Annotated in this window: 27 protein-coding genes, 1 pseudogene and 1 riboswitch; of the genes and pseudogenes, 24 read left to right on the forward strand and 4 right to left on the reverse strand. The window is 35.3% G+C overall.

Features of this window, described 5'->3' with window-relative positions:
* On the forward strand, positions 1-1,200 hold a 1,200-nt coding region (locus HMPREF2801_RS03440; RefSeq protein ID WP_168162834.1), incomplete at its 5' end, for an S-layer homology domain-containing protein.
* 80 nt (positions 1,201-1,280) lie between these two features.
* On the opposite strand, the gene murJ is transcribed toward HMPREF2801_RS03440, so the two are convergent.
* Positions 1,281-2,876, reverse strand: coding sequence for a murein biosynthesis integral membrane protein MurJ (gene murJ, locus HMPREF2801_RS03445; protein WP_070610567.1), 1,596 nt, complete (start codon positions 2,874-2,876; stop codon positions 1,281-1,283).
* Positions 2,877-3,024: 148 nt separating this feature from the next.
* Between murJ and HMPREF2801_RS03450 the strand changes: the two genes are divergently transcribed.
* From HMPREF2801_RS03450 to HMPREF2801_RS03510, 13 genes and pseudogenes are all read left to right on the forward strand, one after another.
* The gene (locus HMPREF2801_RS03450; RefSeq protein WP_070610568.1) at positions 3,025-4,770 is read left to right on the forward strand and encodes an ABC transporter ATP-binding protein; all 1,746 of its coding nucleotides are present in this window, start codon (positions 3,025-3,027) and stop codon (positions 4,768-4,770) included.
* 54 nt (positions 4,771-4,824) lie between these two features.
* On the forward strand, positions 4,825-5,400 hold the full coding sequence (locus tag HMPREF2801_RS03455; RefSeq protein ID WP_070610569.1) for a nitroreductase family protein: 576 nt from the start codon (positions 4,825-4,827) through the stop codon (positions 5,398-5,400).
* Positions 5,401-5,478: 78 nt separating this feature from the next.
* Positions 5,479-5,575, forward strand: a riboswitch (TPP riboswitch).
* A gap of 54 nt (positions 5,576-5,629) precedes the next feature.
* On the forward strand, positions 5,630-5,929 hold the full coding sequence (locus HMPREF2801_RS03460) for a thiamine-binding protein (protein ID WP_036732177.1): 300 nt from the start codon (positions 5,630-5,632) through the stop codon (positions 5,927-5,929).
* Positions 5,901-6,662 (forward strand): ABC transporter permease, encoded by a 762-nt coding sequence (locus HMPREF2801_RS03465; protein ID WP_070610570.1) that lies wholly within the window; start codon positions 5,901-5,903, stop codon positions 6,660-6,662. The genes HMPREF2801_RS03460 and HMPREF2801_RS03465 overlap by 29 nt, the downstream gene beginning before the upstream one ends.
* Positions 6,659-7,681: an ABC transporter substrate-binding protein gene (locus tag HMPREF2801_RS03470; RefSeq protein ID WP_070610571.1), complete on the forward strand. Its 1,023-nt coding sequence runs from the start codon at positions 6,659-6,661 to the stop codon at positions 7,679-7,681. Before HMPREF2801_RS03465 ends, HMPREF2801_RS03470 begins: the two co-directional genes overlap by 4 nt.
* Positions 7,678-8,430, forward strand: a complete 753-nt coding sequence (locus tag HMPREF2801_RS03475; protein ID WP_070610572.1) for an ABC transporter ATP-binding protein — start codon at positions 7,678-7,680, stop codon at positions 8,428-8,430. The genes HMPREF2801_RS03470 and HMPREF2801_RS03475 overlap by 4 nt, the downstream gene beginning before the upstream one ends.
* Positions 8,431-8,576: 146 nt before the next feature.
* Positions 8,577-9,349 (forward strand): annotated as a pseudogene (locus HMPREF2801_RS03480) (LamB/YcsF family protein).
* A 10-nt stretch (positions 9,350-9,359) separates the two neighbouring features.
* On the forward strand, positions 9,360-10,565 hold the full coding sequence (locus HMPREF2801_RS03485) for an NRAMP family divalent metal transporter (RefSeq protein ID WP_070610574.1): 1,206 nt from the start codon (positions 9,360-9,362) through the stop codon (positions 10,563-10,565).
* 14 nt (positions 10,566-10,579) lie between these two features.
* Positions 10,580-11,326: a 5-oxoprolinase subunit PxpB gene (gene pxpB / locus HMPREF2801_RS03490; RefSeq protein WP_070610575.1), complete on the forward strand. Its 747-nt coding sequence runs from the start codon at positions 10,580-10,582 to the stop codon at positions 11,324-11,326.
* Entirely contained in the window at positions 11,319-12,263 is a 945-nt protein-coding gene (locus HMPREF2801_RS03495) for a 5-oxoprolinase subunit C family protein (RefSeq protein WP_070610576.1), read from the forward strand. The genes pxpB and HMPREF2801_RS03495 overlap by 8 nt, the downstream gene beginning before the upstream one ends.
* The gene (locus HMPREF2801_RS03500) at positions 12,260-13,057 is read left to right on the forward strand and encodes a putative hydro-lyase (protein WP_070610577.1); all 798 of its coding nucleotides are present in this window, start codon (positions 12,260-12,262) and stop codon (positions 13,055-13,057) included. The genes HMPREF2801_RS03495 and HMPREF2801_RS03500 overlap by 4 nt, the downstream gene beginning before the upstream one ends.
* Before the next feature lie 132 nt (positions 13,058-13,189).
* Entirely contained in the window at positions 13,190-13,672 is a 483-nt protein-coding gene (locus tag HMPREF2801_RS03505) for a hypothetical protein (RefSeq protein ID WP_070610578.1), read from the forward strand.
* Positions 13,673-13,742: 70 nt separating this feature from the next.
* Entirely contained in the window at positions 13,743-13,985 is a 243-nt protein-coding gene (locus HMPREF2801_RS03510) for a DUF1294 domain-containing protein (protein WP_070610579.1), read from the forward strand.
* A gap of 23 nt (positions 13,986-14,008) precedes the next feature.
* On the opposite strand, the gene HMPREF2801_RS03515 is transcribed toward HMPREF2801_RS03510, so the two are convergent.
* Positions 14,009-14,911 (reverse strand): restriction endonuclease, encoded by a 903-nt coding sequence (locus tag HMPREF2801_RS03515; protein ID WP_070610580.1) that lies wholly within the window; start codon positions 14,909-14,911, stop codon positions 14,009-14,011.
* A gap of 142 nt (positions 14,912-15,053) precedes the next feature.
* Here HMPREF2801_RS03515 and HMPREF2801_RS03520 point away from each other — a divergent pair, with 142 nt between their 5' ends.
* From HMPREF2801_RS03520 to HMPREF2801_RS03530, 3 genes are all read left to right on the forward strand, one after another.
* Complete coding sequence (locus tag HMPREF2801_RS03520) at positions 15,054-15,776, forward strand: beta/alpha barrel domain-containing protein (protein ID WP_070610581.1); 723 nt, start codon at positions 15,054-15,056, stop codon at positions 15,774-15,776.
* A 10-nt stretch (positions 15,777-15,786) separates the two neighbouring features.
* On the forward strand, positions 15,787-17,292 hold the full coding sequence (locus HMPREF2801_RS03525) for a Na+/H+ antiporter NhaC family protein (RefSeq protein ID WP_070610582.1): 1,506 nt from the start codon (positions 15,787-15,789) through the stop codon (positions 17,290-17,292).
* A 138-nt stretch (positions 17,293-17,430) separates the two neighbouring features.
* Complete coding sequence (locus HMPREF2801_RS03530) at positions 17,431-17,943, forward strand: macro domain-containing protein (RefSeq protein WP_070610583.1); 513 nt, start codon at positions 17,431-17,433, stop codon at positions 17,941-17,943.
* Positions 17,944-18,003: 60 nt separating this feature from the next.
* Here the strand turns inward: HMPREF2801_RS03530 and HMPREF2801_RS09290 are convergent, their stop codons facing one another.
* Together HMPREF2801_RS09290 and HMPREF2801_RS03535 are read right to left on the reverse strand one after the other, a co-directional pair.
* Positions 18,004-18,180 carry a hypothetical protein gene (locus tag HMPREF2801_RS09290; RefSeq protein WP_168162835.1) on the reverse strand — a complete coding sequence of 59 codons (177 nt, stop codon included), beginning with the start codon at positions 18,178-18,180 and terminating at the stop codon, positions 18,004-18,006.
* A gap of 8 nt (positions 18,181-18,188) precedes the next feature.
* Positions 18,189-21,083 (reverse strand): transglycosylase domain-containing protein, encoded by a 2,895-nt coding sequence (locus HMPREF2801_RS03535; protein WP_070610584.1) that lies wholly within the window; start codon positions 21,081-21,083, stop codon positions 18,189-18,191.
* Positions 21,084-21,259: 176 nt separating this feature from the next.
* On the opposite strand from HMPREF2801_RS03535, the gene HMPREF2801_RS03540 reads away from it, so the two are divergent.
* From HMPREF2801_RS03540 to HMPREF2801_RS03570, 7 genes are all read left to right on the forward strand, one after another.
* Positions 21,260-21,508 (forward strand): hypothetical protein, encoded by a 249-nt coding sequence (locus HMPREF2801_RS03540; RefSeq protein WP_070610585.1) that lies wholly within the window; start codon positions 21,260-21,262, stop codon positions 21,506-21,508.
* Between the two features lies 1 nt (position 21,509).
* Positions 21,510-21,731, forward strand: a complete 222-nt coding sequence (locus HMPREF2801_RS03545) for a hypothetical protein (protein ID WP_070610586.1) — start codon at positions 21,510-21,512, stop codon at positions 21,729-21,731.
* A gap of 90 nt (positions 21,732-21,821) precedes the next feature.
* A complete protein-coding gene (gene hflX / locus HMPREF2801_RS03550; RefSeq protein WP_070610587.1) occupies positions 21,822-23,111 on the forward strand; it encodes a GTPase HflX in 1,290 nt (429 codons plus the stop codon).
* Positions 23,104-23,736 (forward strand): YigZ family protein, encoded by a 633-nt coding sequence (locus tag HMPREF2801_RS03555; protein ID WP_070610588.1) that lies wholly within the window; start codon positions 23,104-23,106, stop codon positions 23,734-23,736. Before hflX ends, HMPREF2801_RS03555 begins: the two co-directional genes overlap by 8 nt.
* Positions 23,737-23,751: 15 nt before the next feature.
* On the forward strand, positions 23,752-24,468 hold the full coding sequence (nadE, locus tag HMPREF2801_RS03560; RefSeq protein WP_070610589.1) for an NAD(+) synthase: 717 nt from the start codon (positions 23,752-23,754) through the stop codon (positions 24,466-24,468).
* A gap of 12 nt (positions 24,469-24,480) precedes the next feature.
* Positions 24,481-24,663 (forward strand): hypothetical protein, encoded by a 183-nt coding sequence (locus HMPREF2801_RS03565; RefSeq protein ID WP_070610590.1) that lies wholly within the window; start codon positions 24,481-24,483, stop codon positions 24,661-24,663.
* Positions 24,663-24,848: a hypothetical protein gene (locus HMPREF2801_RS03570; RefSeq protein WP_070610591.1), complete on the forward strand. Its 186-nt coding sequence runs from the start codon at positions 24,663-24,665 to the stop codon at positions 24,846-24,848. The genes HMPREF2801_RS03565 and HMPREF2801_RS03570 overlap by 1 nt, the downstream gene beginning before the upstream one ends.
* The last annotated feature ends 354 nt before the right edge of the window (positions 24,849-25,202 follow it).

Here is a 25,202-nt window from a genome sequence, read left to right on the forward strand (position 1 = left end):
ACAATAAAGAAAGTTGTTCCAGAAACTGTAACTGTAAAGGCAAGTAAAGTTTGGGAAGCAGAAGACGGAGCAACATTACCAAGTGTAAAACCAACAGTAACCTTTGATCTATACGCAGACGGAAAAATAGTTCAAGGACAATCTAAGACCTTAACGAATGGAACAATAAGTGTAACATGGACAGACTTAGATAAGAAAAATACAGAAGGAAAAGAGATTGTTTATACAGTAAAAGAAGCTGGCGGAGAAAATGGAACAATAACTTTTGGTGAAGACATTTATAAAGTTGATGTAACAGGTGATGCAACAAGTGGTTTCACAATAACAAACACATTGCAAAACAATGACACTCCTACACCACCAACACCACCTACGCCACCGACACCACCGACACCGCCAACACCACCAACTCCACCAATACCGCCGATACCACCTATGCCATACCCAGAACCGGATCCATTTATTATTCATGAATACGAACCGGAACCAATACCAGTTTGGGCTGAAGCAAAACCTAAAGAAGAAGTTCAACTTCTAAATAAAAAGGATCACTATGCTTATATGGTTGGTTATCCAGACAATAGTTTTAAACCACAAAACAATATGACAAGGGCGGAAGCGGCAGCTATGTTTGCAAGATTGTTGTTAAAGGAATACCAAAGAGAACAAGACTTTAAACCAATCTTCAATGATGTCAGCCAAGGAAGTTGGTACACTAAATCAATTTTAATTATGACAAATTTGAATATTCTAAAGGGTTATCCAGATGGAAGCTTTAGACCTAATGCACCAATAACTAGGGCAGAATTTGCAGCCATTGCTTCTCGCTATGAAAAATTAGAAAAGGGAGAAGCTAAGTTTACTGACATAGATGAAAGACATTGGGCTTATCCTGAAGTTGCTTCTGCTTATAAGAAGGGCTGGATAAATGGTTATCCTGATGGAAGTTTTAAACCTGAAAATCATATTACTAGAGAAGAAGTAGTAACTATTGCAAATAGAATGCTTGAAAGAAAATGCGATTTAGATTTCGTAAAAGCTAATAAAGCTAGCCTTATTAACTACACAGATAATTATGAAAATTCTTGGTCTTATGGTGACATTGTAGAAGCATCCAATGGTCATGAATACAAAAGAAAGATCAAAGGTATGATTGATGAAATTTGGATGAGATTAAACGGAAAAAAATTTGAAATATAATTTTAATTGTATGAAAAATCTTCCATGAAAAAAACTGCTTGAGAGTTAAAATCTCAGGCAGTTTTTTGATGTTTTAATTTTTAATTTTTTAATTCTTTTCGTGCTTCTATTTTGCCCTTAAGGATTTTTGCTATGTCGCGAACTTCACGCACGCCTAAGTGGTATAGGCAGAGGACATAGACGCAAGCCGCTATAAAGACTATTAGCATCAAGAGGATTAACCTCAATAGTGTTTGGACTCCTCCACTTGTAAAGGACATGATGAGCTTTTCGTAAGGGAAGTAGGAAAGTGCCACAAGGCCCATTGCTATTGATGCCATAAATGTTTTAATCAGGGCTTTGATGTAGGACCTGGTTCCAAGATTTCCAATTTTTCTCCTGAGGAGGATAAAGGAAATGAAAAGGGCAATTGTCGTGGCAATGGAAACTGATGCTGCTAGTCCATTTGTGCCATAGTGTCTTGCCACCAAAAGGTTTAAGCCAACATTTATGGCTACATTTGTCACCCCAACATAGAAGGGCGTCTTTGTGTCTTCAATGGAGTAATAAATTCTATTTAATACATTTATTACTGAAATTGAAATCAGTGATAGGGAGTAGCACCTTAAAGTCGATGTTGCTGCAATGCCGTCAGCCATGGTAAAGGAACCACGGACAAAGGCAATTTCTATTAGTGGTCTCGCCAATATTATTAAGCCAACTGTTGCTGGCACTGTTATAAATAGGACTGTCTTTATTGATGCGTTCATAACTTTTTTGCCAAGCTTCATGTCACCTGAACCCAAAGTTTTTGTCAGGATTGGAAAGACTATGGCTGTTATGGCTGTTATGAAGATCCCAATTATCATGGTGTTTAATTTATTTGAGTAATATAAAATTGAGGCTGCGCCTTCGCCCATGGTAGATGCCAATCGCCTGTTGACAATTATATTTATGTCATTGACTGATACTGACACGAAGACTGGAAGGGCAAGGACTATTGCATCTCGCACATACTCGTCTTTGAAGTCTGCCACAAGCCTTGGTCTGTAACCAATTTTCATTGCATTTGGTAGCAAAAATAAAAATTGTGCCAATATCCCAAGGACAGAGGCAATTGTTAGTCCCATTATGCCAACATGACGAGAAAATAATGCAAGATAAATTATATAAGTTAAGTTAAGTGGAATGGCAATGGCACCAGCTGCTGCGAACTTGCCGCCATGTTGAAGATAGCCTTCCATTACTCCAACCCAGGATGAAAATAAGACTACGGGCATGCCCACTTGTATTAGTTTTATTACTATTGCATAAGTTTCGGGATTTTTTGTGGAAACTGTTAGAAGTGCAATTTGTCTAGGAAAAATAATTCCAAGGGCAATTAGGACAAAGGACACTAAGCTTGCAATGAAGAGTAAATTATTTGTGAAATAATTTTTTCTATCCTTGCCATGTTCCATTTCAGCCTTTTGCACTGAGGGTATATAAGTTGTTGCTATTGCCTGTGTCACAAAGGCAGATATAGTTGCCGTTGCACCCTGAGCAAGGGAGAAGGCATCCATTTCGATTCCTGCGCCAAAGACATAAGCAGTAAGTGATTCTCTAAAGAAACCAAAAACTTTTCCTATTAATGAAAATATAATTATGGCTAGAGTGGACTTTGCAATTCTTGAGCCTGCGCTACTTTTATTTTCCATTTAAAATCTCCTTTATAAGTCTTATAAAATTATAATTTGTTTAAAATTTTATGTCAAGTAAAGGGGATTTCAAGTATTTTAAAGAAAATTAATTATGTGTTATCATTGCTTATATAAAATATTATTTGTCATGAAATTAGGAGGATAAATGAAAAATAAACATTTGATAAAAAAAGTTCTGCCCTATTTTTATAAATATAGATTTACACTTTTCTTAGACTTATTTTGCGCAGGACTCACTACGGCAAGTGAAATGATTTTGCCACTGCTTCTTCGTGCGCTCACTAATCGGGCTGTGGAAGACTTAGCATCAATAACCATAGACTTTGTCCTAAGGCTTTCACTAATTTACTTAGTGATTAAGACAATAGAGGTCATTGCCCAATATTTTATGACCAGCATTGGTCACATAATGGGTGCGAAGATTGAGACGGACATGAGAAGAGACCTCTACGCCCACCTACAAGGTCTATCTGATACCTTTTACAATGAGACCAAGGTTGGCGTCATCATGTCAAGGATTACCAACGACCTCTTTGACATAACGGAGTTTGCCCACCACTGTCCCGAAGAATATTTTATTGGCGCCATAAAAATTCTCATCTCACTAATTATTCTTCTCAAGATAAATGTAAAGATGACACTTCTTATTTATCTTATGATTCCACTGATGATTTATTTTTCTGGTCACTACAGAAATAAAATGCGAAGGGCACAAAAGGATCAAAGGGTCCACATTGGTCACCTAAATTCTTCCATTGAAGACTCCCTTCTTGGCATAAAGGTTGTAAAGTCCTTTGCCAATGAAGATGTGGAAAGGGAAAAATTCACTGAGGAGAACAACAAATTTCTTGGAATTAAAAAGAGATACTACAGGTCCATGGCGGGCTTTAACACAATTAACAGGATCTTCGATGGACTCATGTATTTGATTTTAATTGCAAGTGGAGGCTACTTCCTCATGAAGGGAGAAATTGGTCCAGAAGATTTAATTGTCTATGTAATGTTTATCCAGTCCCTTCTTGCAACTGTGAGACGAATCATTGAATTTACTGAACAGTTCCAAAAGGGAATGACGGGCATTGAAAGATTTGCAGAAATTATGGCTATAGAGCCTGACATAAAGGACAAGGAAGATGCCCTTGAGATAAAAAATGTCAGGGGAGAGATTTACTTTAAGAATGTAGATTTTTCCTATGGCAAGGGCGAGGGCAAGGTCTTAAATAATTTTTCTGTGGACATAACGCCAGGCGAGAAGCTTGCCATAGTAGGTCCAAGTGGTGCAGGCAAGACCACTATTTGCAATCTCATTCCAAGGTTTTACGATGTGGATGCTGGGTCTGTCACAGTTGATGGCATTGATGTCAGGGACATAAAAATAAAGTCCTTGAGAGAAAACATCGGCATAGTGCAACAGGATGTCTATTTATTTTCTGGCACAGTAAAGGACAATATTGGCTATGGCAAAAGTACTGCCAGTGACAGAGAAATTATTGAGGCTGCAAAGCTTGCCGGTGCCTATGAATTTATTAAGAGCCTACCTAATGGCTTTGACACCTATGTTGGCGAGAGAGGTGTAAAATTATCTGGAGGACAAAAACAGAGAATTTCCATTGCCCGAGTCTTCTTAAAAAATCCGCCAATTTTAATTTTAGACGAAGCAACTTCTGCCCTTGACAACAAAAGTGAAATTGTAGTTCAAGATTCCATAGAAAAGCTTTCAAAGGGTAGGACCACTATTACCATAGCCCACAGACTTACAACAGTACAAAATGCAGACTTAATCCTTGTAATGACAAGAGATGGCATTGTGGAGAGAGGAAGTCACCAAGAGCTAATGGAAAAGAGGGGATACTATTACAACCTCTATACCAAGGGCGGCAGGTTAGAATAATTTAACTGTTTTCGGGTATCATCTTTATAAGTATTGAATTTAGCGAGGTGTATTATGCAAGAATATATAGAAATTATTAAAAAGAGAAGGTCTTACTACAATTTGTCAGAAGATGTGGATTTATCCAATGAAGAGATAAAATATTTAATTGAAGATGTTCTAAACATTACTCCTTCACACATGAATTCACAAACTACTAGAGTCCTCTTGCTTTTTGACGACAAGTCCAAGGACTTTTGGAAGAGGGTAAATGAAACTTTTGACAATAAAATTAAGGAAGAAAAATTCCATGGCTTTTATCACGCCAAGGGAACTGCCCTAATTTTTATTGACAAAGATGAAATTAAGGCTCAGGAAAAAGACATACCTTCCTACAAAGAACATTTTGAAACTTGGGGTCATCATTCAGCTGCCATGGTCCAGCTAAATATTTGGCAGGCTCTAAGAGATGAGGAGATTGGTGCAAGCAACCAACACTACAATCCTGTCATTGACTCTTGGGTAAAGGAACTTTATGAAATTCCTGACTCCTGGGAACTTATAGCAGAGATGCCTTTTGGCAAAATCCAGGAAGAACCAGAAGAAAAGGACAAAAAGCCAATCCATGAAATTTTAAGAGTAATTGAATAAAGATAAGCATAAAAAGTAGGCGAGAGTCTACTTTTTTCTTTTACTTGACCTTGTAATAAAAAATTCTAATGACTATAATAAAAGTATCAGGGGAGCTTTTGCTGAGATTAGGTTATCCTTAAACCCTTTGGACCAGGACAGGTAATGCTGTCTTGGGAAAAGTTTGTCTCCCTGTGGAGACTTTTTTTATGCAAAAATTTATTTTGTAAATTTATTGGAGGAGGTTATTATGAAGATTTCAGTAGCTATACAAATCCTTCCTACAACTAAAGAAGGCACAACAGAATCTGTTGTTGAAGTTGTAGACAAGGTAATTGAATATATTAAAAGTGAAAAGGTAAATTATGTTGTTACGCCCTTTGAAACAGTTATAGAATTAGATGACTTTGACAAAGCCTTTGAAATTCTAAAAAACTGCGTCAAGATGGCAGGAGAAATTTCAGAACAAGTTGCTTGTTATTCCAAGACTTTTTATTCTGAAAAGGGGATTTTGACTATAGATGAAAAAACCGGCAAGTATCAAGGATAATATCTCAGCAGCTTCTTTGATAATAATCATTGTAGCTATTTGGCATTTTGTAACCACAAGGGGAATAGTGGGGCCCTATTTACTGCCCAAGCCCTTTGATGTTATAAAGGCCTTTGTGACAGATTTTTCTACAATTTCGTCACACCTTGGCACAACACTTACAGAGGCTTTTTTGGGCCTATTTGTTGGCGTCAGCCTTGGCTTTATTGCTGCCCTACTAATGGATTTGTCAGATATTATTTACTCTGCACTTTATCCAATTTTAGTTTTGACACAAACTGTGCCAACAGTTGCCATTGCACCCCTACTGGTTCTATGGATGGGCTATGGAATTGCGCCAAAGATTGCCCTTATTGTAATTGTCACTTTTTTTCCAGTTGCAGTGTCGCTTCTTGAGGCCTTTAAAGAGGTGGACCAAGATAAGGTAAAATTATTAAAGGCCATGGGTGCTGGCAAGGCAGAAATTTATAGGTACATTAAACTGCCTGAGAGCCTGGGGAATTTTTTCTCAGCCTTTAAAATTGCAGTTTCCTATTCCGTTGTAGGTGCAGTAATAGCTGAGTGGCTCGGTGGTTATAAGGGACTTGGAGTATATATGATTAGAGTTCAAAAAAATTACTCCTTTGACAAGATGTTTGCAGTTATATTTTTAATTTCGGCAATTTCTCTTATTTTGATGAAGTTAGTTAGCTTCTTACAAAAAAAGATGATGCCGTGGACGGAGGAAAAATGAAAAATTTAAAAAAATTATCAGTTTTATTATTGGCAGGCCTTATGCTTACAGCTTGTGGCAAAACTGAAAATAAAAAAGTTGAAGAAAAGAAGGATGTCCCAACAGAAAAAGTTAGCTTTTTACTTGATTGGGATCCCAATGTAAACCACGCAGGACTTTATGTGGCAATGGACAAGGGATTTTTTGCAGATGAAGGCATTGAAGTTGAAGTAAACCAACCACCAGCAAATGGAGCTGAAGCACTTGTTGCATCAGGCAAGGCTGACTTTGGAGTATCCTTCCAAGATACAATTGCACCAGCCTTTGCAAGTGATGAACCACTTCCAGTAACAGCTGTTGCTGCAATAATAAACCACAACACATCAGGTATTTTTTCTGCCAAGGACAAAAATATTGAAAGACCAAAGGACATGGAAGGACACAAGCACTCAACTTGGGGACTTCCAATTGAACAAGCAATTTTAAAGCAAGTTGTAGAAGATGACGGCGGAGATTTCTCTAAAGTCAACTTAGTTCCTGGCGATGTTACAAATAATATTGCAGCAATCCAAGGAAAGGACATTGACTCAGTTTGGATCTTCTATCCAGTTGATGGCGTTAGAGCTGAAATGGAAAACCTGCCAATTAATTATTTTGCTTTTAAAGACATCAACCCAATTTTTGACTACTACACACCAATTTTAATTGCCAATAACGACTTCTTAAAGAATAAGGAAGATGTGGCAAAGAGATTTATGCGTGCTTTTTCTAAGGGCTATGAATATGCAGCAGAAAATCCAAAGGAAGCAGCAGAAATTCTTGTTAAATTAAATCCAGAACTTGACAAAGACTACACAGTAAAGGCAATGGAATATATAGCTGACAAGTACAAAGACGATGCAAATTATTTTGGTGAAATAAATGCAGATAGATGGAATAATTTCTACGCTTGGCTATGGGAAAACAAATTAATTGACAAGGAAATTCCTAAGGATTTTGGCTTCACTAATGATTTTGTAAATCCTGAAAAATTAAAATGAGTGAAAAATTAGAAATTTTAAGAGTAGAGGATGTTGACAAGTCCTTTGGCGACAAGCTTGTCTTAAAAGACATAAACATTAAATTAAATAAGGGAGAGTTAGTTTCCCTTGTTGGAGTATCTGGCTCTGGAAAGACTACGCTATTTAACATAATAGCTGGTCTTTTAAAACCAGATAGGGGTAGAGTTTTTCTAAAGGGAGAAGATGTAACTGGCCTGGCAGGTAAAATTTCCTATATGCTGCAAAAGGACCTCCTCCTTCCCTACATGACAATCATCGACAATGTTTCTCTTCCCCTAGTTCTTCGTGGCGACAAGAAAAAAATTGCCCGAGAAAAAGTTCGCGGCTACTTTAAAGACTTTGGTCTTGAAGGGACAGAGGATAAGTATCCTTCACAGCTTTCTGGCGGCATGGCGCAAAGGGCAGCCCTTCTTAGGACCTATGTCTTTTCCAATGAAGTTGCACTACTTGATGAGCCCTTTTCTGCCCTTGATGCCATAACTAAGGCTTCCATTCACAAGTGGTATAAAAATATTATTAACGAGATGAAAATTTCTACGATTTTTATAACCCACGACATTGAAGAGGCAGTTAAGATTTCAGATAGAATATACATCATGGGGAAGAACCCAGGAACTATAATTGATGAAATCGAAATAAAAGAAGATTTTCAAGAAAATTTTTTCGAAGACAAAAAATTTATTGAATACAAAAAATACATTATTGAAAAACTTGATAAACTTATTTGAAACGAGGCATTGACCTCGTTTTTTTAAATAAAAATATTATCACAATCATTTTAAAACCCCTTTGATAATGTTTGCATATTATAGAAATTTTTATTATAATAAAGTTAAGTTATTGCAATTGTTTATTTAGAAAAAGGGGGAAAATTATGCAATATTTTGTAGATTTAAACAGCGACATTGGTGAATCCTTTGGCGCCTATAAATGGGCATGGATGCTGAAATAGTTAAGTATGTAACTAGCATCAACTGCGCTTGCGGTTATCACGCTGGCGATCCACTAATAATGGATGCAACTTGTAAGGCAGCTGCAGATAATGGCGTAGAAATTGGTGCTCACCCAGGCTATCCAGACCTAATGGGATTTGGCAGAAGAAAAATGGATATCAAACCAGAAGAAGCTAGAGCTTACATGCTTTATCAAGTTGGAGCACTTGCTGCTTTTGCAAAGGCTCACGGAAAGAAATTACAACACATGAAACTTCACGGAGCATTTTACAACACTGCTTGTAACGACGAAAAACTTGCTAATGCAGTTTTAGATGCAGTTGAAGAATACGATAGAGACTTAATCTTAATGGTACTTAGTGGATCTTACATTGCCAAAGAAGGCAAGAGAAGAGGACTAAGAGTTGCTCAAGAAGTTTTTGCTGACAGAGGATACAACGAAGATGGAACTCTAGTAAATAGATCACTTCCAGGTGCCTTCGTTAAGGATCCTAAAGATGCTATTCCAAGAGTTGTAAAGATGATTAAAGAAAATAAGGTTACAACTGCAGATGGCAAGGAAATTGACATTGTTGCTGATTCAATTTGCGTTCACGGTGACAACCCTGAAGCTCTTGAATTTGTAAAAAATATTAGAGAAGGACTAAAGGCAGAAGGCATTGAAATTAAACCTTTGTCTAGTTTCTTAAAATAAGGAGAAAAATATGGAAAAGAATAAAAATAATTTATCTGTTCTTTTAGGAGCAGCCTTTCTAATGGCAACATCTGCCATTGGACCTGGATTTATGACACAAACTGCTACCTTTACTACAAATATTGGGGCAGACTTTGCAGCAGTAATTTTAATTTCAATAATCTTTTCATACATAGCACAACTTAATGTGTGGAGAGTTATTGCAGTTTCTAAAATGAGAGGTCAAGATATTGCAAACAATGTACTACCTGGCCTTGGATATGTAATTGCCTTTTTGGTTGCTCTTGGCGGCTTGGCATTTAACATTGGTAATGTCGGCGGTGCTGGACTTGGACTTAATGTAATCTTTGGCGTTGATGTAAAAATCGGTGCAGCTATTGGTGGAGTAATTGGTATTATCCTTTTCTCATCTAAATCTGCATCTTCAATCATGGATAGAGTTACACAAGTTCTTGGTGCCATGATGATCATCCTAATTGCCTTTGTAGCAATTAAGACACAACCACCAGTTGGCGAAGCTGTAAAATCAGCAGTAGCTCCTGCAGGTGGATTTAATAGTATAGTTGCTCCAACACTTACACTAATTGGTGGAACTGTTGGTGGTTACATTATATTCTCAGGTGGACACAGACTTATTGATGCAGGAATCACTGGCGAAGAAAATCTTTCTCAAGTAACAAAATCAGCATCACTTGGTATTGGTGTTGCACTAATCGTTAGAGTTTTACTATTCCTAGCAATTCTAGGCGTTACAAAGATGACAAATGCACAAATTGATCCTGACAACATAGCAGCTTCTTCATTCCTAGCAGCTTCTGGCGTAATTGGATATAAGATTTTTGGTATTGTATTTGCAGCAGCAGCCTTCACTTCAGTAGTAGGTGCAGCTTACACTTCAGTATCCTTCCTAAAGACACTATTTAAATTCGTTGCTGACCACGAAAATATGGTTACAATTGCTTTTATAGTTATTTCAACTATTATGTTTATCTTTATTGGACAACCTCAAACTCTATTAATAGTAGTTGGAACATTAAATGGTTTCATTCTTCCTATAACTCTTGCAGTAATCCTACTTGCTTCTAAGAACAAGAAAATCGTTGGAGATTATGTTCACCCTAATCTTCTTTACATCTTAGGTTGGATAGTAGTTGCAGTTACTGCTTTCATGGGAGTTAAAACTGTAATAGGAAATGTTGGAAAACTATTTGGATAATTTAGGAGAATAAAATGTATGATAAAATAAAATTTCTAACAGCTGGTGATTCTGCTATTGTCATGGAATTTGGCGATACAATCGAAAAGGAAATCAATGCAAAGATTGCCGCAGTTGTTGAAAATTTAAAAAAGAAAAATATTGACGGAATTTTAGACATTTTGCCAACTTACAGGTCTATTTTAATCAATTACGATCCTGTAAAAATTTCTTATGGCGAAATGGTTGAAACCCTAAAGGGACTTAGCAAGTCTGACAAGGCTAATGAAAGTGACGAGGTTAGACTTATTGAAATTCCAACTCTTTATGGAAAAGAATATGGTCCAGACATTGATTTTGTTGCAGAAAACGCAAACCTAAGCGTTGATGAAGTAATAAAAATCCACTCTGGCACAGATTATTTAGTTTATATGATGGGCTTTATCCCAGGATTCACTTATCTTGGAGGACTTGACCCAAGGATTGCCACTCCAAGACTAAAGAGCCCAAGGCTAAAAATTGAGCCAGGTTCTGTTGGCATTGCAGGAAGTCAAACTGGAATGTATCCACTTGAATCACCTGGAGGATGGCAACTAATTGGAAGAACTCCACTTAAACTTTTCGATGATACTAAGGAGCCACCAGTATTTATTCAAGCAGGTGACTACATTAGATATGTCTCAATTAATAAAGAAGAATATGACAAAATAGAAAAAGAAGTGGAAAATGACACTTACAAAGTTTCCATAAAGAAAGTTAAGAGAGGTGATCTTCATGAGTAGTATCGATGTAATAAATGGTGGAATTCTTACAACAATCCAAGATTCTGGTAGATATGGCTATCAAGAATTAGGTATTCCTACATCAGGTGCCATGGATGATTACAACTTTAGACTTGCAAATATTTTAGTAGGAAATAAACTTGACGAAGCTGTACTTGAAATGACTTACTTTGGACCAACTTTAAAATTTAACGAAGAACTAACAATTGCAATAACAGGTTCTGATATGGCTCCAAAGATTAATGGACAAGCTGTTCCAATGTTTGAAACTATAAAGGTTAAAGCAGGGGACACTCTTCAATTTGGAAAAGTTGATGAAGGTATAAGGTCTTATTTGGCCTTTGGTGGTTCCATTGATGTGCCTGTAGTAAACGGCTCAAAGTCAACTCACATCAAGACAAAAATGGGCGGAATTAATGGTAGAGCCTTAAAACCTAAGGACGAGCTTAATATTATTAAGTCAAAGGAAAAAACTATGAGAAAGATTCCTGAAAAGTATCTTCCAAAGTTTTCACACTGCAATATTTTAAGAGTTGTCCTTGGACCTCAAGATGATTATTTCACAGAAAAGGGAATTCACGACTTATTTAGATCAGGTGGATACCAAGTTACTAAAGACTTTGACAGAATGGGAATAAGACTAAGAGGAACAGAAATTGAACACAAGGAAACAGCAGATATTATTTCTGATGGAACTAACTTTGGTTCAATCCAAGTGCCAGCAAATGGTCAACCTATTGTTCTTTTAGCAGACAGACAAACTACTGGAGGTTATACAAAAATTGGCAATGTAATTACGCCAGACCTTCACAAGCTTGCACAAATGACTTTCTTGGACAAGGTTCTTTTCCAAAAAGTTACTATTGAAGAAGCTCAAAAGTTAACTGTTGATTATAAAAATAAATTTGATGATATAAAGAAGGAGTCCATAATATGAAATTAAGTGAACTTGCAAAAATGCATCCAAGAGATGTTAGAGAACTCATAAGAAAGGGCGAAGTTGATCTTCCAACTTCAGGTATGAGTGAAGGATATTTGCAAGCTAACCTTGCTATCCTTCCAAAAAAATATGCCTATGACTTTTTACTTTTTGCACAAAGAAATCCAAAGCCATGTCCAATACTTGAAGTATTAGACGAAGGAAGTCCTCTTACAAAAATTATGGCTGATGGTGCCGACATTAGGACTGATGTGCCAAGGTATAGAATTTATAAAAATGGCGAATTTGTAGAAGAAGTTAAGGACTTAAAAGATGTATGGCAAGATGATTTTGTTACCTTTGTAATTGGCTGTTCCTTCTCCTTTGAAAAGGCAATGCTTGAAGCAGATGTACCTGTAAGACATATTGAAGATGAACACAATGTGCCAATGTATATTACAAATATTGCTACAGAGCCAGCAGGAATCTTCCACGGCAACACAGTTGTATCAATGAGACCAATCCCTTACAAGGACATTGTAAGAGCAACAACAGTTACAGCAAGATTCCCAGCAACTCACGGAGCGCCAATTCACATTGGAGACCCATCAGTTATAGGAATCAAGGACATTGACAAGCCAGACTTTGGCGAAAGAAGTGAAATAAAAGAAGGGGAAGTGCCAGTATTTTGGGCTTGTGGCGTAACACCTCAAGCAGTTGCCATGGCATCTAAACCAGAAATTATGATCACTCATGCGCCTGGTCACATGCTTATCTTAGATAAGAAAGATTCTTATGTATCAGTATTCTAAAAACTTTTAATACAAATTTTAAAAATCTGTCAGGGAAATGATGTGTACACATCAAAACTTGGCAGATTTTTTGTGTATTAAAAAACTATTTTGTTATATAATTAGATAAAGTAATAAATGAGGAGTGGTTTTATGAAAAAATTATTTAAAATATCTATTATTTTTCTAATTACATTTTTATTTTTATCAGCTTGTGGCAACAAATCTCTCTACTCTATGAAGACAGACACTTCAGATGAAAAGGGAGTGGAAAAAATAATAAATAAACTTGAGTGGAAGGAAAATAAATTGGGCGATCTTGAGCTTAAAGACAAGAGCCTTGAAATCAATCTGGAAAAGACTCCAAATTCTAGTAGAGATGAGAATACAAAAGAACTTTTTATAAATGGAGTTAATCTTTTAGTTTTAACTGATATCGATGAAGTGAATTACAATGGAGAAGACCTTGACTTTTCTGGCATTGATAAAGATTTTGCAAATGAAATTTTGACTATTAAGTATGACAAAAAGATTGAAGACTTGAGAAAAAGTGAAGAAGCATTTAATGAAGTTAATGAAAAATTAAAAAATGAAAAATTTGAAACTGGTGCTGTCCACTATGAGATGATGAAATAATTGATTAATTTTTTTTAGGGACGTCTTTTATGATATATTATTCTTAGATATTTTATAAAAGGATGATGGCATGGAAAATAAATATATAATAATTTTAAATCTCATAAATTTTATTCTTTACGGCATTGACAAGTACAAGGCTAAGCACGATTTGTGGAGGATTAGCGAAAAAACTCTTTTGACACTTTCAATCTTTGCAGGATTAGGAGGCTTTCTTGGAATGGAAATTTTCCATCACAAGACTCGCGAGAAGAAATTTTATCTTGCCAACCTCATTGGCATGGCTCTTACAATTTATTTAATAAAAAATTAAGGATGCAAAACTTGCATCCTATTTTAATGGTCAATTTCAGCTAAAATATCTCTATTGTCTAACATTTTTAAAATATTTTTTATGTCTAAAATTATTACATTTTCTCTTTTTAATTTTTCCTTAGTTTCCTTTTTCAAGAAAGAAGTGTTAATGAATAAGACTGGAGTTATGCCTTGGTACAAACCAGAAAATTTATTAACCAAAGATTTTACTTCAGATTCTGGCAAAACTTCAATATTATTGTATTTTTTTATTTCAAGTGCATATCTCTTCTTGCCTTTTTTAACATAAAAGTCAAAGGAAGCCTCATCTCTTGAATTTTTAAATCTCTCAACGCTGTAGCCTGTCCTCTCAAGGGATATTTGTGCAAGTTTTTCTGCTGTTATTTCTTTATCGAGACTTGAAAGTCCTCGCAAGAGATTTTGTGGGAAAATTTTAAAAATCCCTGTGCAAACTTCTCTGCCTTCTCCTGCAGTTTTATAGTCGAAACCAATTAACATGCCCTGGACTATTGTAAAGTGTCCATGAGCAAGGGAATTTCTTATGTGGCGAAGGAGGGAGTCAGTTTTTGATTCATTGTCGCCCTTGGTGAGAATTATTTTTTGTGAATGAGGACAAATTTTCTTTTCATAAAATTTTACAATGTCCCTATCTATGTAATCTAAGAAGGCAACATCCTTATTTTCTAAATTCATATAGGATTTTAGTATGCCAAAGACAAAATTTTCAAAACTAATAGAAGAAGTAAGTTCATTTTGTGGAGACTGAATTGAATTTATGTTGGGAACATACCAAAGGAGGTACTCCAAAGTTTTTGTCATCTCTTCTGTTAATTTAATAGGTTTATTTTCGTGATGAATTGAATAAGAAACTCTACTCTCGCACTCTTCAAATTCAAATCCAAATCTTTTTAAATTAGGAAGCATTGTCATCCTTCTTTCATTTTAATTATAAAAAAAGTATATCATAGATTCATTATTTTTATAATGTGATATAATTTGAATTGACATTTTAGTTAAAATTTTATTAAATAAAAATAATTGAAAATTTTATCGATATGGAGGACAAATGGAAAATTTTGAAAATAATTTTGAAAATATAGAAAAGAAAAAGAAATTTGTTCCAAGTATAGAGACTGAACTTAGAAGAAGACAAGTGTCTGTACCTGAAGTGACATATAGGGCAAGTGGAATAAACTTTATGGGCAAGAGAATAAAATCTCTCATGTTTACCAACGATATTCCCGTTATTGTCAACAACAATGCACAGGCAATTATGTCCGTCTATCCCTTTACGCCACAACTAAAAATAATATCAGCAATAATTGAAGTTGCATCAGTTCCTGTTTTTGTTGGAATTGGTGGTGGAACCACATCAGGATTAAGGTCAGTAAACATTGGGCTACAAGCAGAACTACTTGGAGCAGCAGGCGTTGTAGTAAATGCACCAATGTCAAATGAAAACATTGAACTAATTTCAAAGACCCTAGACATAGCAGTTATTGCAACAGTAATAACGAAGTATGATGACATAAAGGGCAAGGTAAATGCAGGAGCAAGAGTTTTAAATATTGCCGGTGGCAAAAATACAGCAGAACTAGTAAAATATACAAGAAAGATAGTAGGAAATGAATTTCCAATTATCGCAACAGGTGGTCACACAGATGAGCATATACTTGAGACAATAGAAGCAGGTGCAAATGCCATCACTTATACACCACAGTCAAGCTCCGAAATTTTTTCAGAAGTTATGGATAATTATAGATTTAACATGAAAGAAAAGGAGAAATAAAGGAGAAGAAATGGAATTTGGAATTTTATCAATAGTTCCTCCAATAGTTGCCATTGCCTTGGCACTAATAACTAAAGAAGTAATAACTTCACTATTAATTGGAATTTTATCTGGAGGACTTATCTACACTGGCGGAAATATTATTGCCGCCTTGGAAACAGTTTTTGATTTAATGGGAACTAAGCTAGGGGATAATGCCCTAATGCTAGTCTTTTTGACTATGCTTGGCTCTCTAGTAATGGTAATGAACATGGCAGGAGGATCCTTTGCCTATGGAAAGTGGGCAAGCAAAAAGATCAAGAGCAAAAAAATGGCTAAGCTTGCCACAGCTTTTCTTGGAATTTTAATCTTCATTGATGACTACTTCAACTGCCTAACAGTCGGCGCAGTTATGAAGCCAATTATTGACGAAAACAAAGTATCAAGGGCAAAACTTGCCCACATAATTGACTCCACTGCAGCGCCTGTATGTATTCTTGCACCAGTTTCATCTTGGGCAGCATCTGTAGTTGCAGTAATAGGAGATACTGGAGTAAAAAACCCAATGAGCGTCTTTCTTTCAACAATACCCATGAATGTCTACCCTATACTTACTCTTCTTTTAATCCTATATTTTTCAACAACAGATGTAGAAATGGGAGTAATGGAAAAGTATGAATTAAATGACACATCAAGAATAATTGAAAAAGAAGATGTGGGCTATGAATATTCAAAGAATGGAAGAGTTTATGATCTTGTAGTGCCAATTGTAGTATTAATTTTTGTCACAGTAATGATGATGCTAAAGACTGGAGGATTTTTCTCTGATGGAGTGGGAGCAGCAGCTGCCTTTGGCGATGCAAATGTAAACTTGTCCCTAGTAATAGGAGCCTTCTTTGCAATTGTCATTTCCTTTGTATTATATATTCCTAGAAAACTATTAAAGTTTGAAGAATTTATGAAGGGAATCGTAGAAGGAATGAAGACAATGGTATCTGCCATAGTAATTCTTTCCCTTGCATGGACTATTGGTGGCATAACAAGTGACGAATTTTTAAACACAGGATCCTACATTGCATCACTAATTTCTAACTCAACAATGCCAATGTGGCTTTTACCAGCAATAATTTTTGTGGTTGGAGCATTTTTGTCCTTCTCAACAGGAACAGCTTGGGGAACTTTTGGTATATTAATTCCAATAATGGTGCCAATCCTAATGCACACAGACCACATGCACTTCTTGACAGTTGTCCTTGCAGCAATTTTTTCTGGCTCAGTATTTGGAGATCACTGCTCACCAATTTCTGACACAACAATTTTGTCATCAGCAGGAGCAGGTTGTGACCACATAGCCCATGTGTCCAGTCAGCTTCCCTATGCAATTAGCGTAGGCTGTGCCTCAGCTCTTGCCTTCTTAATATCAGGCATAATAGGAAGGCCTGGACTTACACTTCCAATTGGAATAGTAATTCTTGCAGCAATTGTCTTTGTCCTAAAGAGAATGACAATAAATAAATATTTAAAAAATGAAAATTAATTTTTAAGGCTAACTTTTTAGTTAGTCTTTTTTTATAAAATTTTACAAAGATATAATTTTTGTCAAAAATTTGCCTTTAACTATTTAAAAAATTTGCAAAGTGGTATATATTTTAAAGAAGAAAGTAAGGGGTGCATTATGAGCTTTCAAATTGAAAAGAAAAATATTTTAGATTACGAAGTTGACGCAATAGTGAATGCAGCAAACGCTGAATTAAAAAGAGGCGGCGGAGTCTGCGGACAAATTTTTAAAGAAGCCAGTGACAAAGGCTTAGAAGAAGAATGTAATAAACTTGCACCAATAAATCCTGGCGAATCTGTTATTACAAAGGGTTATAATTTAAAATCAAAATACATAATTCATTCAGTTGGACCAATTTATTTTGATGGCAATAAAGGAGAAAGAGAAACCTTAGAAGCAGCCTATAGGTCTGCCCTTTCCTTAGCAGTGGAAAATAATTTAAAGAGCGTGGTATTTCCACTCCTATCATCAGGTATCTATGGCTATCCCCTTGATGAAGCAGCAGAAGTGGCAGTCTACACAATAAGAGACTTTATAAGGGATAAGGACCTTGATGTGACAATATCTGTCCTTAATGACAATGTAGTAAAAGTTTTGAAAAAGAAAAACAAAGAATGGATTGAAAGATAAAATTTCATGAAAATTTTTTAGAATGAAATGAGAAAAGGACCTGCAGAGCAGATCCTTTTTTTAGTATAACAATCTTTTTATTTCATTTCTCATTCTTATTTTGCCAGCGTGGTAGGCAACCTTGCCTGCCCTCTTTGGATTTAAGAGGGGTCTTAGTTTTATTCTTCTCCTTCTTCTTTTTGGCTTTATAAGTTTTATAAAGGCAATAAGTTTAATTAGGCTCTTTAATTTTTTCATATTTCCTCCTATTTTTTCTTCTTACTTGTTTTACTTGTCTTTATCTTATCTGAAGATTTTTTTGATTTTTCTTGTTTTGATGATTTTTTTGCTTTATCTTTTTTTGGTGAATTATTTTCTTCCTCGCCAAATTCATTATACCATTCTCTAGTGTGAACATCGCAGTGTTCCTTTGGAAGAGTCATATAGTCGTCAGGATAAATTCCGTAGTGGTCCTTGGCGTCATACTTTTCTTTTCTCTCGAAGCGAACTGTGTATAGGACTGACTCTGATGGGCAAAACTGCGTTGCAAGTTTATTGGAGTCCTTGCAAATTAAATATTTTTTAAACAAGTCGTCTTGCTCACTTGGCTCAGTGCCAGAAATATATTTTTCACTGTAAGATGCGCCTGCGTAATCGCTCATCTTTGTGGCAAGCTTGCCGCTCTTTGACGAAATTTTTCTCGTGACAATATAGGATGGGTCTTCGTCAAAATTTTCAGCCTTGCTCAAATTTTTTGTCATTGTGTTAAATAAATCGATTGCAGATGACTTATCTGATGCAAGAGAAATTTTTGGCGAGTCTGCTCCTAGCCAAAGGGAAATTGTGTGGCTCTTGTTAAATCCATTGACAAAATAATCTGAATTGACCTTGTTTTGTCCCAGGTAAGCGCCAGTTTCTGACTTGCCAATGTGGGCTCCCCTTGCGTTGCCCCTATCACTATTGGAAATAAATACATCCTTTAAAAGGTGAGAAGTCTTTTCGTCAAAAAGTTTTTTCTTCTTGTTGGAGTTGTCAATAATTATATTTCCACTTGGGTCTTCAATTTTTAAAATTGCCGTTTCTTCCTTGTAGACTCCGTCATTGGAAATTGTCTGATACATCTTTGATAATTGAGAAAGACTTATGCCAACTTGCATATTGCCAAGGGCAAGAGACTCCAAGTTTTCGTCATTTTTCTTTTTGTTGTCCCTGTGGTCTATAAAATAATCATCGCCATCTTCTCTTATTATTTCAAATTTTTTGAGGACATCTATGGCCTTGTCCTTTCCAATTTCCTTTAGGACTTCAGCTGCAATGACATTGGAAGAATTTTCCATGGCAAGGCGAAGAGTCATGAGACCCTTAAAGGAATCATAATAATTGTGTGGCCAAAACATTCCGTCAACAGTTGTTGGCACATCGTCATAAACATCGCCAAGAGTTTTTCCCTCCATAAGGGCAGGTAGGTAGACAGAAAAAGGTGTTAGAGCAGAGCCAGGCTGCCTGTAGGAGTCCGTTGCACGATTTAAAATTTTCGCATTCTTTGTCCTTACATCAAGGCCGCCAATTATTCCCTCAACGAAGCCACTGTCATTGTTGACAACAATAATGGCAGATTGTGGTTGCATAAGAGGGCTTGGGTTGAAGTCAAAATATTTATTTGAAATAATCAACTTGTCATTTTCAACTCTATAAAAGTCTGGATAGTCCTTTAAGTAGGCTCCGTCAATAATTAAATAATTGTTTTTAAGTTCTCCTGCACCTTCTTCAATTTTTAGGCCGCCAATTTCATAAGTGTTTAAAATTTTATTGTCGTCAATAATGTAGGCGTCTATGATGTCAATTTTTTGTACCAAGTCCTTGAAGTAAAGGCTCTTAATTTTTAAATCGCCATGAGAGGAGATGCTGTAAGATGATTTTGGAATAACCAAATTAAAATTCTCGTCTAAAATATTGTTGCGAGCAAAATATAAAATTTCGTCGCCAAAGATAATGTTGTTGCCTTCATCGAAGTTTAAGTTTAACATCCTGCTGCCGCCACTTGATGACCTATTTAACAAAAAGTTTTTGAAATTTTCGTACTTGTCTTCTAAGTCCTTTTGAATATTTTCATCAATTGTGGAGTAAACCTTGTAGCCGCCAGTGAAAAGTTTGTGCTCGCCTTCTTCCAAAGATGTCTTATAAAAATCAGCAAGGTACCTAGAAGCCTCTTTTTTTATGTAGTCAGTGGAATAGGTAGACATTGTGTGATTTTTAAAATTGCGAGGGTTTAGGGCGCTTACTATGTCATAATTTTTTGCACGTTCGTAGTCCTTGTCGTCAATGTAGCCAAGCTCGTGCATTCTCATTAAGACAGTTTTTTGCCTCTTAAAGGCGTCATCATTTAAAACCATGTATAAATCTTTTCCGTCAATTTCGCGAGTGCCAATGACCTTAAAATCTTCCTTTAAATATTCTTGGGGGACAGATTTAAAGGGCGAATAATTTGTTGGGGACTTTGGTATGCCAGCAAGAAGGGCAGCTTCGGCAATGTTAAGGTCCACTGCATCCTTAGAAAAATAAGTTTGAGCAGCTGCTTCAATGCCATAGGCACCTTGTCCCAAGTTGATTCTATTTAAGTAGGCTTCCAAAATTTCATTTTTGTCTAGGACATCTTCCACGCGAAGAGAAAGGTAAGCCTCTTGAATTTTTCTGCCAAGAGTTTTTTGGTTAGTGAGATAAACTGAACGCACCAGTTGCTGAGTTATAGTTGAGCCACCACGCAAAAGAGAGCGAGACTTTATATTTGCGGCAATGGAAGATGCTATTCCAATGGGGTCCAGACCCTTGTGCTTATAAAATCTGTGGTCTTCAATAGCTATGAAGGCATTTTTTACATTGTCGGGAATGTCATCTATGTCAATTAGTGTTCTATACTCAAGAGATTCAATTTTTTCAATTAAATTTCCCTCTTTAGAATAAATATAGGAGCTCTGATTAAAGGAAGAGCTCAAATTATTTAAGTCTGTGGCAGGAGTTTTTGAAATAATTGAAACGATAAGTGCTGAAAAAAATGAAATAATTAAAACAAAAATTAAAAGCAGAATTAAAAGTCCAATTTTAATTTTTTGACCCTTATTTAAATTTTTAAAATTATTTTTAAATTGTTGAAAATTTTTCATAGTTACTCCTTTTTTCAATTATAACATTTTAAGAAGATGATTACTATTATGTTAATTAGCTAAATAGTATTCTATTGGTTTTTTATTAAGTGATTGTAGTATAATGTTATTACATATAAGAATTTTATAAAAAATAATTTTAAGTTAGTAATGTAGTAAAATAAGGGTATAATATTATGACAAAGAAAGATAAGTTAATAAAAGATTTTAGAAGTGCTTCCGCAAAAAACAAATCATATAAAGATTTGGTAAAACTTGCAGGTTATTTGGATTTAAAAATTCAACAGGGACAGGGTTCTAGGTTTAAAATTTTTGATGCGAAAAATAGAAAATTATTAGAGTTACATAAAAAAAGTGAAGATCAAAACTTTAGAGAATATGAAATAAAATATATAAGAGAAATGTTAGATAAGCTAGGGGTGTAATATGAAATATTTAAAACACAATGGTTATATAGGAGACATTAATTTTTCTGAGGAAGATAATTTGTATTATGGCAAGATTCAAGGAATTTATGCAATAGTTGCCTATGATGGAAAAAATTTAGAGGAATTAAAAGAAGATTTTAAGGAAGCTATCAAAAGTTATGAAGAGGATTTTGAAACAGAAAAAGCTATAAAGAGTTTTGATGATGCTCTAGTAGTTTAAATTTTATGAGACAAGGCTATTGAAGCCTTGCTTTTTTTATGCAAAATTTTTTTAAAAGAGGAATTTGTCATTATGTAGTATAATGTAGTCATGGATAATGTTTATTTAGAGAATTTAAATTCAAATAAAAAATTAGAGAGAGTTATTATTGTTGGCACAAATATTGGCGCCTACCCTCACAGCCTTGAGACTTCTATGAAGGAGCTTAGTGACCTTGTCTTTGCAGATGGGGCAGAGGTTGTTGGTGAAGTTACGCAAAATATTTTAAAGTTCAATCCAAAATATTTAATTGGCTCAGGTAAGGTTGACGAGATAAAGGAAATGGTTGAGCTCTTAGAAGTTGATGCCGTTGTCTTTAACGACGAGCTTTCTGGCATACAAGTTAGGAACTTGGAGAAGAGAATAAAGAAAAAAGTAATTGACAGGACTAATTTAATCCTAGATATTTTTGGACTTCGTGCCACAACTTATGAGGCTAAGCTTCAAGTTGAGCTTGCCATGCTAGAGTATCAACTGCCTAGACTTCTTGGCATCGACGGATGGTCAAGGACTGGCGGTGGAATTGGTACCAGGGGACCTGGTGAGCAAATTATTGAAACTGACAGGAGAAGGTTAAAGAGAGAAATCGACAAGATTAAGGAGAAGCTTGACAAGGCAAAGAAGACTAGAGACACGACTAGGACCAGAAGACTTGATTCCAACATTCCCATTGTCTCCCTTGTTGGCTACACCAACGCAGGCAAGTCCACAATCTTAAATAGATTAAAGGATGAGGACTCAGGAGAGGTCTCTGTGAGAAATATGCTCTTTGAAACTCTTGACCCATCTTCAAGAAAGGCAAGGCTCCTTTCTGGTCGTGAGTTTATAATTTCCGACACTGTTGGTTTTGTTTCCAAGCTTCCTACAAAAATCGTTGAGGCTTTTAAGTCAACTCTTGAAGAAATCAAGTATTCTGATTTAATTCTTCATGTCATTGACGCATCAAGCGAGGACTTAGAAATTCAGTACAAGACTACTATGTCTATTTTAAAGGACATTGATGTCTTAGATAAAAATATAATCACAGTTTTTAACAAGGTGGATAAGGTAAATACAGAGGACATAAATCTTCCCCTAAAGGTTTTGCCAGAGAAAAAGATTTATATTTCTGCCAAAAATGACGAGAACATGGATGGGCTTTTAAAGATCATAGAAGACAATCTCAAGGAAAAATATTTTGATGTTAAATTAAAATTTGCCTACAGCGACACAGATTTACTCTACAAGTTAGTGGAAAAATTTGATGCAAAACCAATATATGAAGATGATGGAATTTATTTGGAATTAAAGCTCGAAGAAAGGGAATACGAAAAAGTAAAGGATTATGTTGTAAATGTATAATTCAATTTTAAAAAAGGGAAAAGCTGAAATTGAAATAAAAAAATCTATTTTCATTGGCAGAGCTTTTTTCGTAAAAAGTGAAGAGGAAGCACTTGAAATTTTAAAAGATGTAAAGGAAATTGAAAGGTCTGCAACGCACAACTGCCATGCCTACATTATTGGCGAAGATGGACTTACTCAGAGGTATTCTGACGACGGTGAGCCATCTGGCACAGCTGGAGTTCCAATGCTTGAAGTCCTAAAAAAAGAAGATATGAGAAATGTCCTTGTCATTGTCACTCGTTACTTTGGCGGCACAAAGCTTGGAGCAGGTGGACTTGTGAGAGCTTACACTGATGCAGTTGTAAAGGCCCTTGACCATGCTAAAAGAGTTGTTAGGAAAAATTTCACAAGGACAAAAATAATTTATGACTACACTTTTCACGGCGCTATAATTAATTTACTTGCCAATGAAAATTTTAAAATCATTGAAGAAAATTACACAGATAAGGTTGAGGTCACAATTGACATTGGAGATGACAAAAGCATTTTAGACAAAATTAGAGACTTGACCTCTGCAAATTTTATAAGAGAAGACTTAGAAGAAATTGAACTTCCAACTATTGAGGGAAAAATTATTTATTAAAAACTAGGAGACATTATGGATTATAAAAAAGTTACAGAAGATTTAGTAAAATGGGTAGGAGACTACGCAAAAAAAGTTGGCGCCAAGGGATTTATTTTTGGCCTATCAGGTGGAATTGATTCAGCAGTTATTGCTGCCATAGCCAAAAGAGTTTTTCCAGACAATTCTCTTGGTCTAATTATGCCTTGTGACAGCATAGAAAAGGATAGAGAAGACGCCCTAAAGGTTGCAAAGGCAATAAATTTAGAGACAAAGACAATTGACTTGACAAGCACCTTTGAAGAGCTCATGAAGGCATCCTTTACATCAGAAAATAAGATGGCAAGGTCAAACATAAAGCCAAGACTTAGGATGACAACACTTTATTATTATGCCCAAGACCTTGGCTACCTAGTCCTTGGTCCATCAAATGCCAGCGAGTGGTATCTTGGCTACTCAACAAAATACGGCGACTCTGGTGCAGACATAATGCCAATTGCAAATATTTTAAAGACAGATATTTTTGAAATAGCAAAGGAACTTGGTCTTCCAGAATTTATAATAAATAAAAAACCATCAGCAGGCCTTTGGCAAGGACAAACTGACGAAGATGAAATGGGCTTTACTTATGAAGTTCTTGACGCCTACATCAGGGGAGAAAAAGTTCCAGAAAAAGAAATAAAAGAAAAAATCGACAGGATGCACAAAAACTCTTCTCACAAGAGAGTCATGGCTCCAAAATTTGAAATTTAAAAGGGTGAAATTATGGGAAATCATCAACTTAGAAACTTATCAATCTTATTGGTCATAATGGCAATTTTTGATTTGTATAAATATTTTACTTCTGAAATAATTATTTCAGACTTGATCTACAAATACATTTTTGTCATTGGAGTTTATCTAATAACTTGCTTCATTATTTATGTCATTTCAAGGAGAAATGAATAATGGCAAGAGATTATATCAAGCCACTAATAGTTTTTTATTTTTATTTATTTTTTGTGAGAAAATTTTTTATTTACAAGTTTGGGACCTATGAGGGAGAAAAATCAAAAATTGCCCTAATAGCCTTTGTCTTGTACATCTTAACTTACTTTGTCATAGAAAAAATAAAAAATAAAAAAGAAAATTAAAATTTACAAAAACATCACAATATTTTTACTGTTAATAAAAAAGTCTTTACTAAAATTTATTTAAGGGTGATGTAAATGTTAAAAGATAGAATTAAAAATTTATTTATACTGATAATTTTTATGATAATTTTTGATGGGTTTATTTATTACAAGACAGGAAGTTTGAGTCCTTCAACAATAAAAAATAACATTTTTTTCATTGGAGTTTATCTGATAACTTGCTTCATTATTTATGTGATTTCAAGGAGAAATGGTTAAGATGAAAGACTACATCAGAAATGCCCTAATCTTATTTATTTACTTAATCATTGTGAGGAGGTTTTATATTTACAAGTTTGGGACCTATGAGGGAGA

The sequence above is a fragment of the Peptoniphilus sp. HMSC062D09 genome, from assembly GCF_001811425.1.
Taxonomy (GTDB): Bacteria; Bacillota; Clostridia; order Tissierellales; family Peptoniphilaceae; genus Peptoniphilus_A.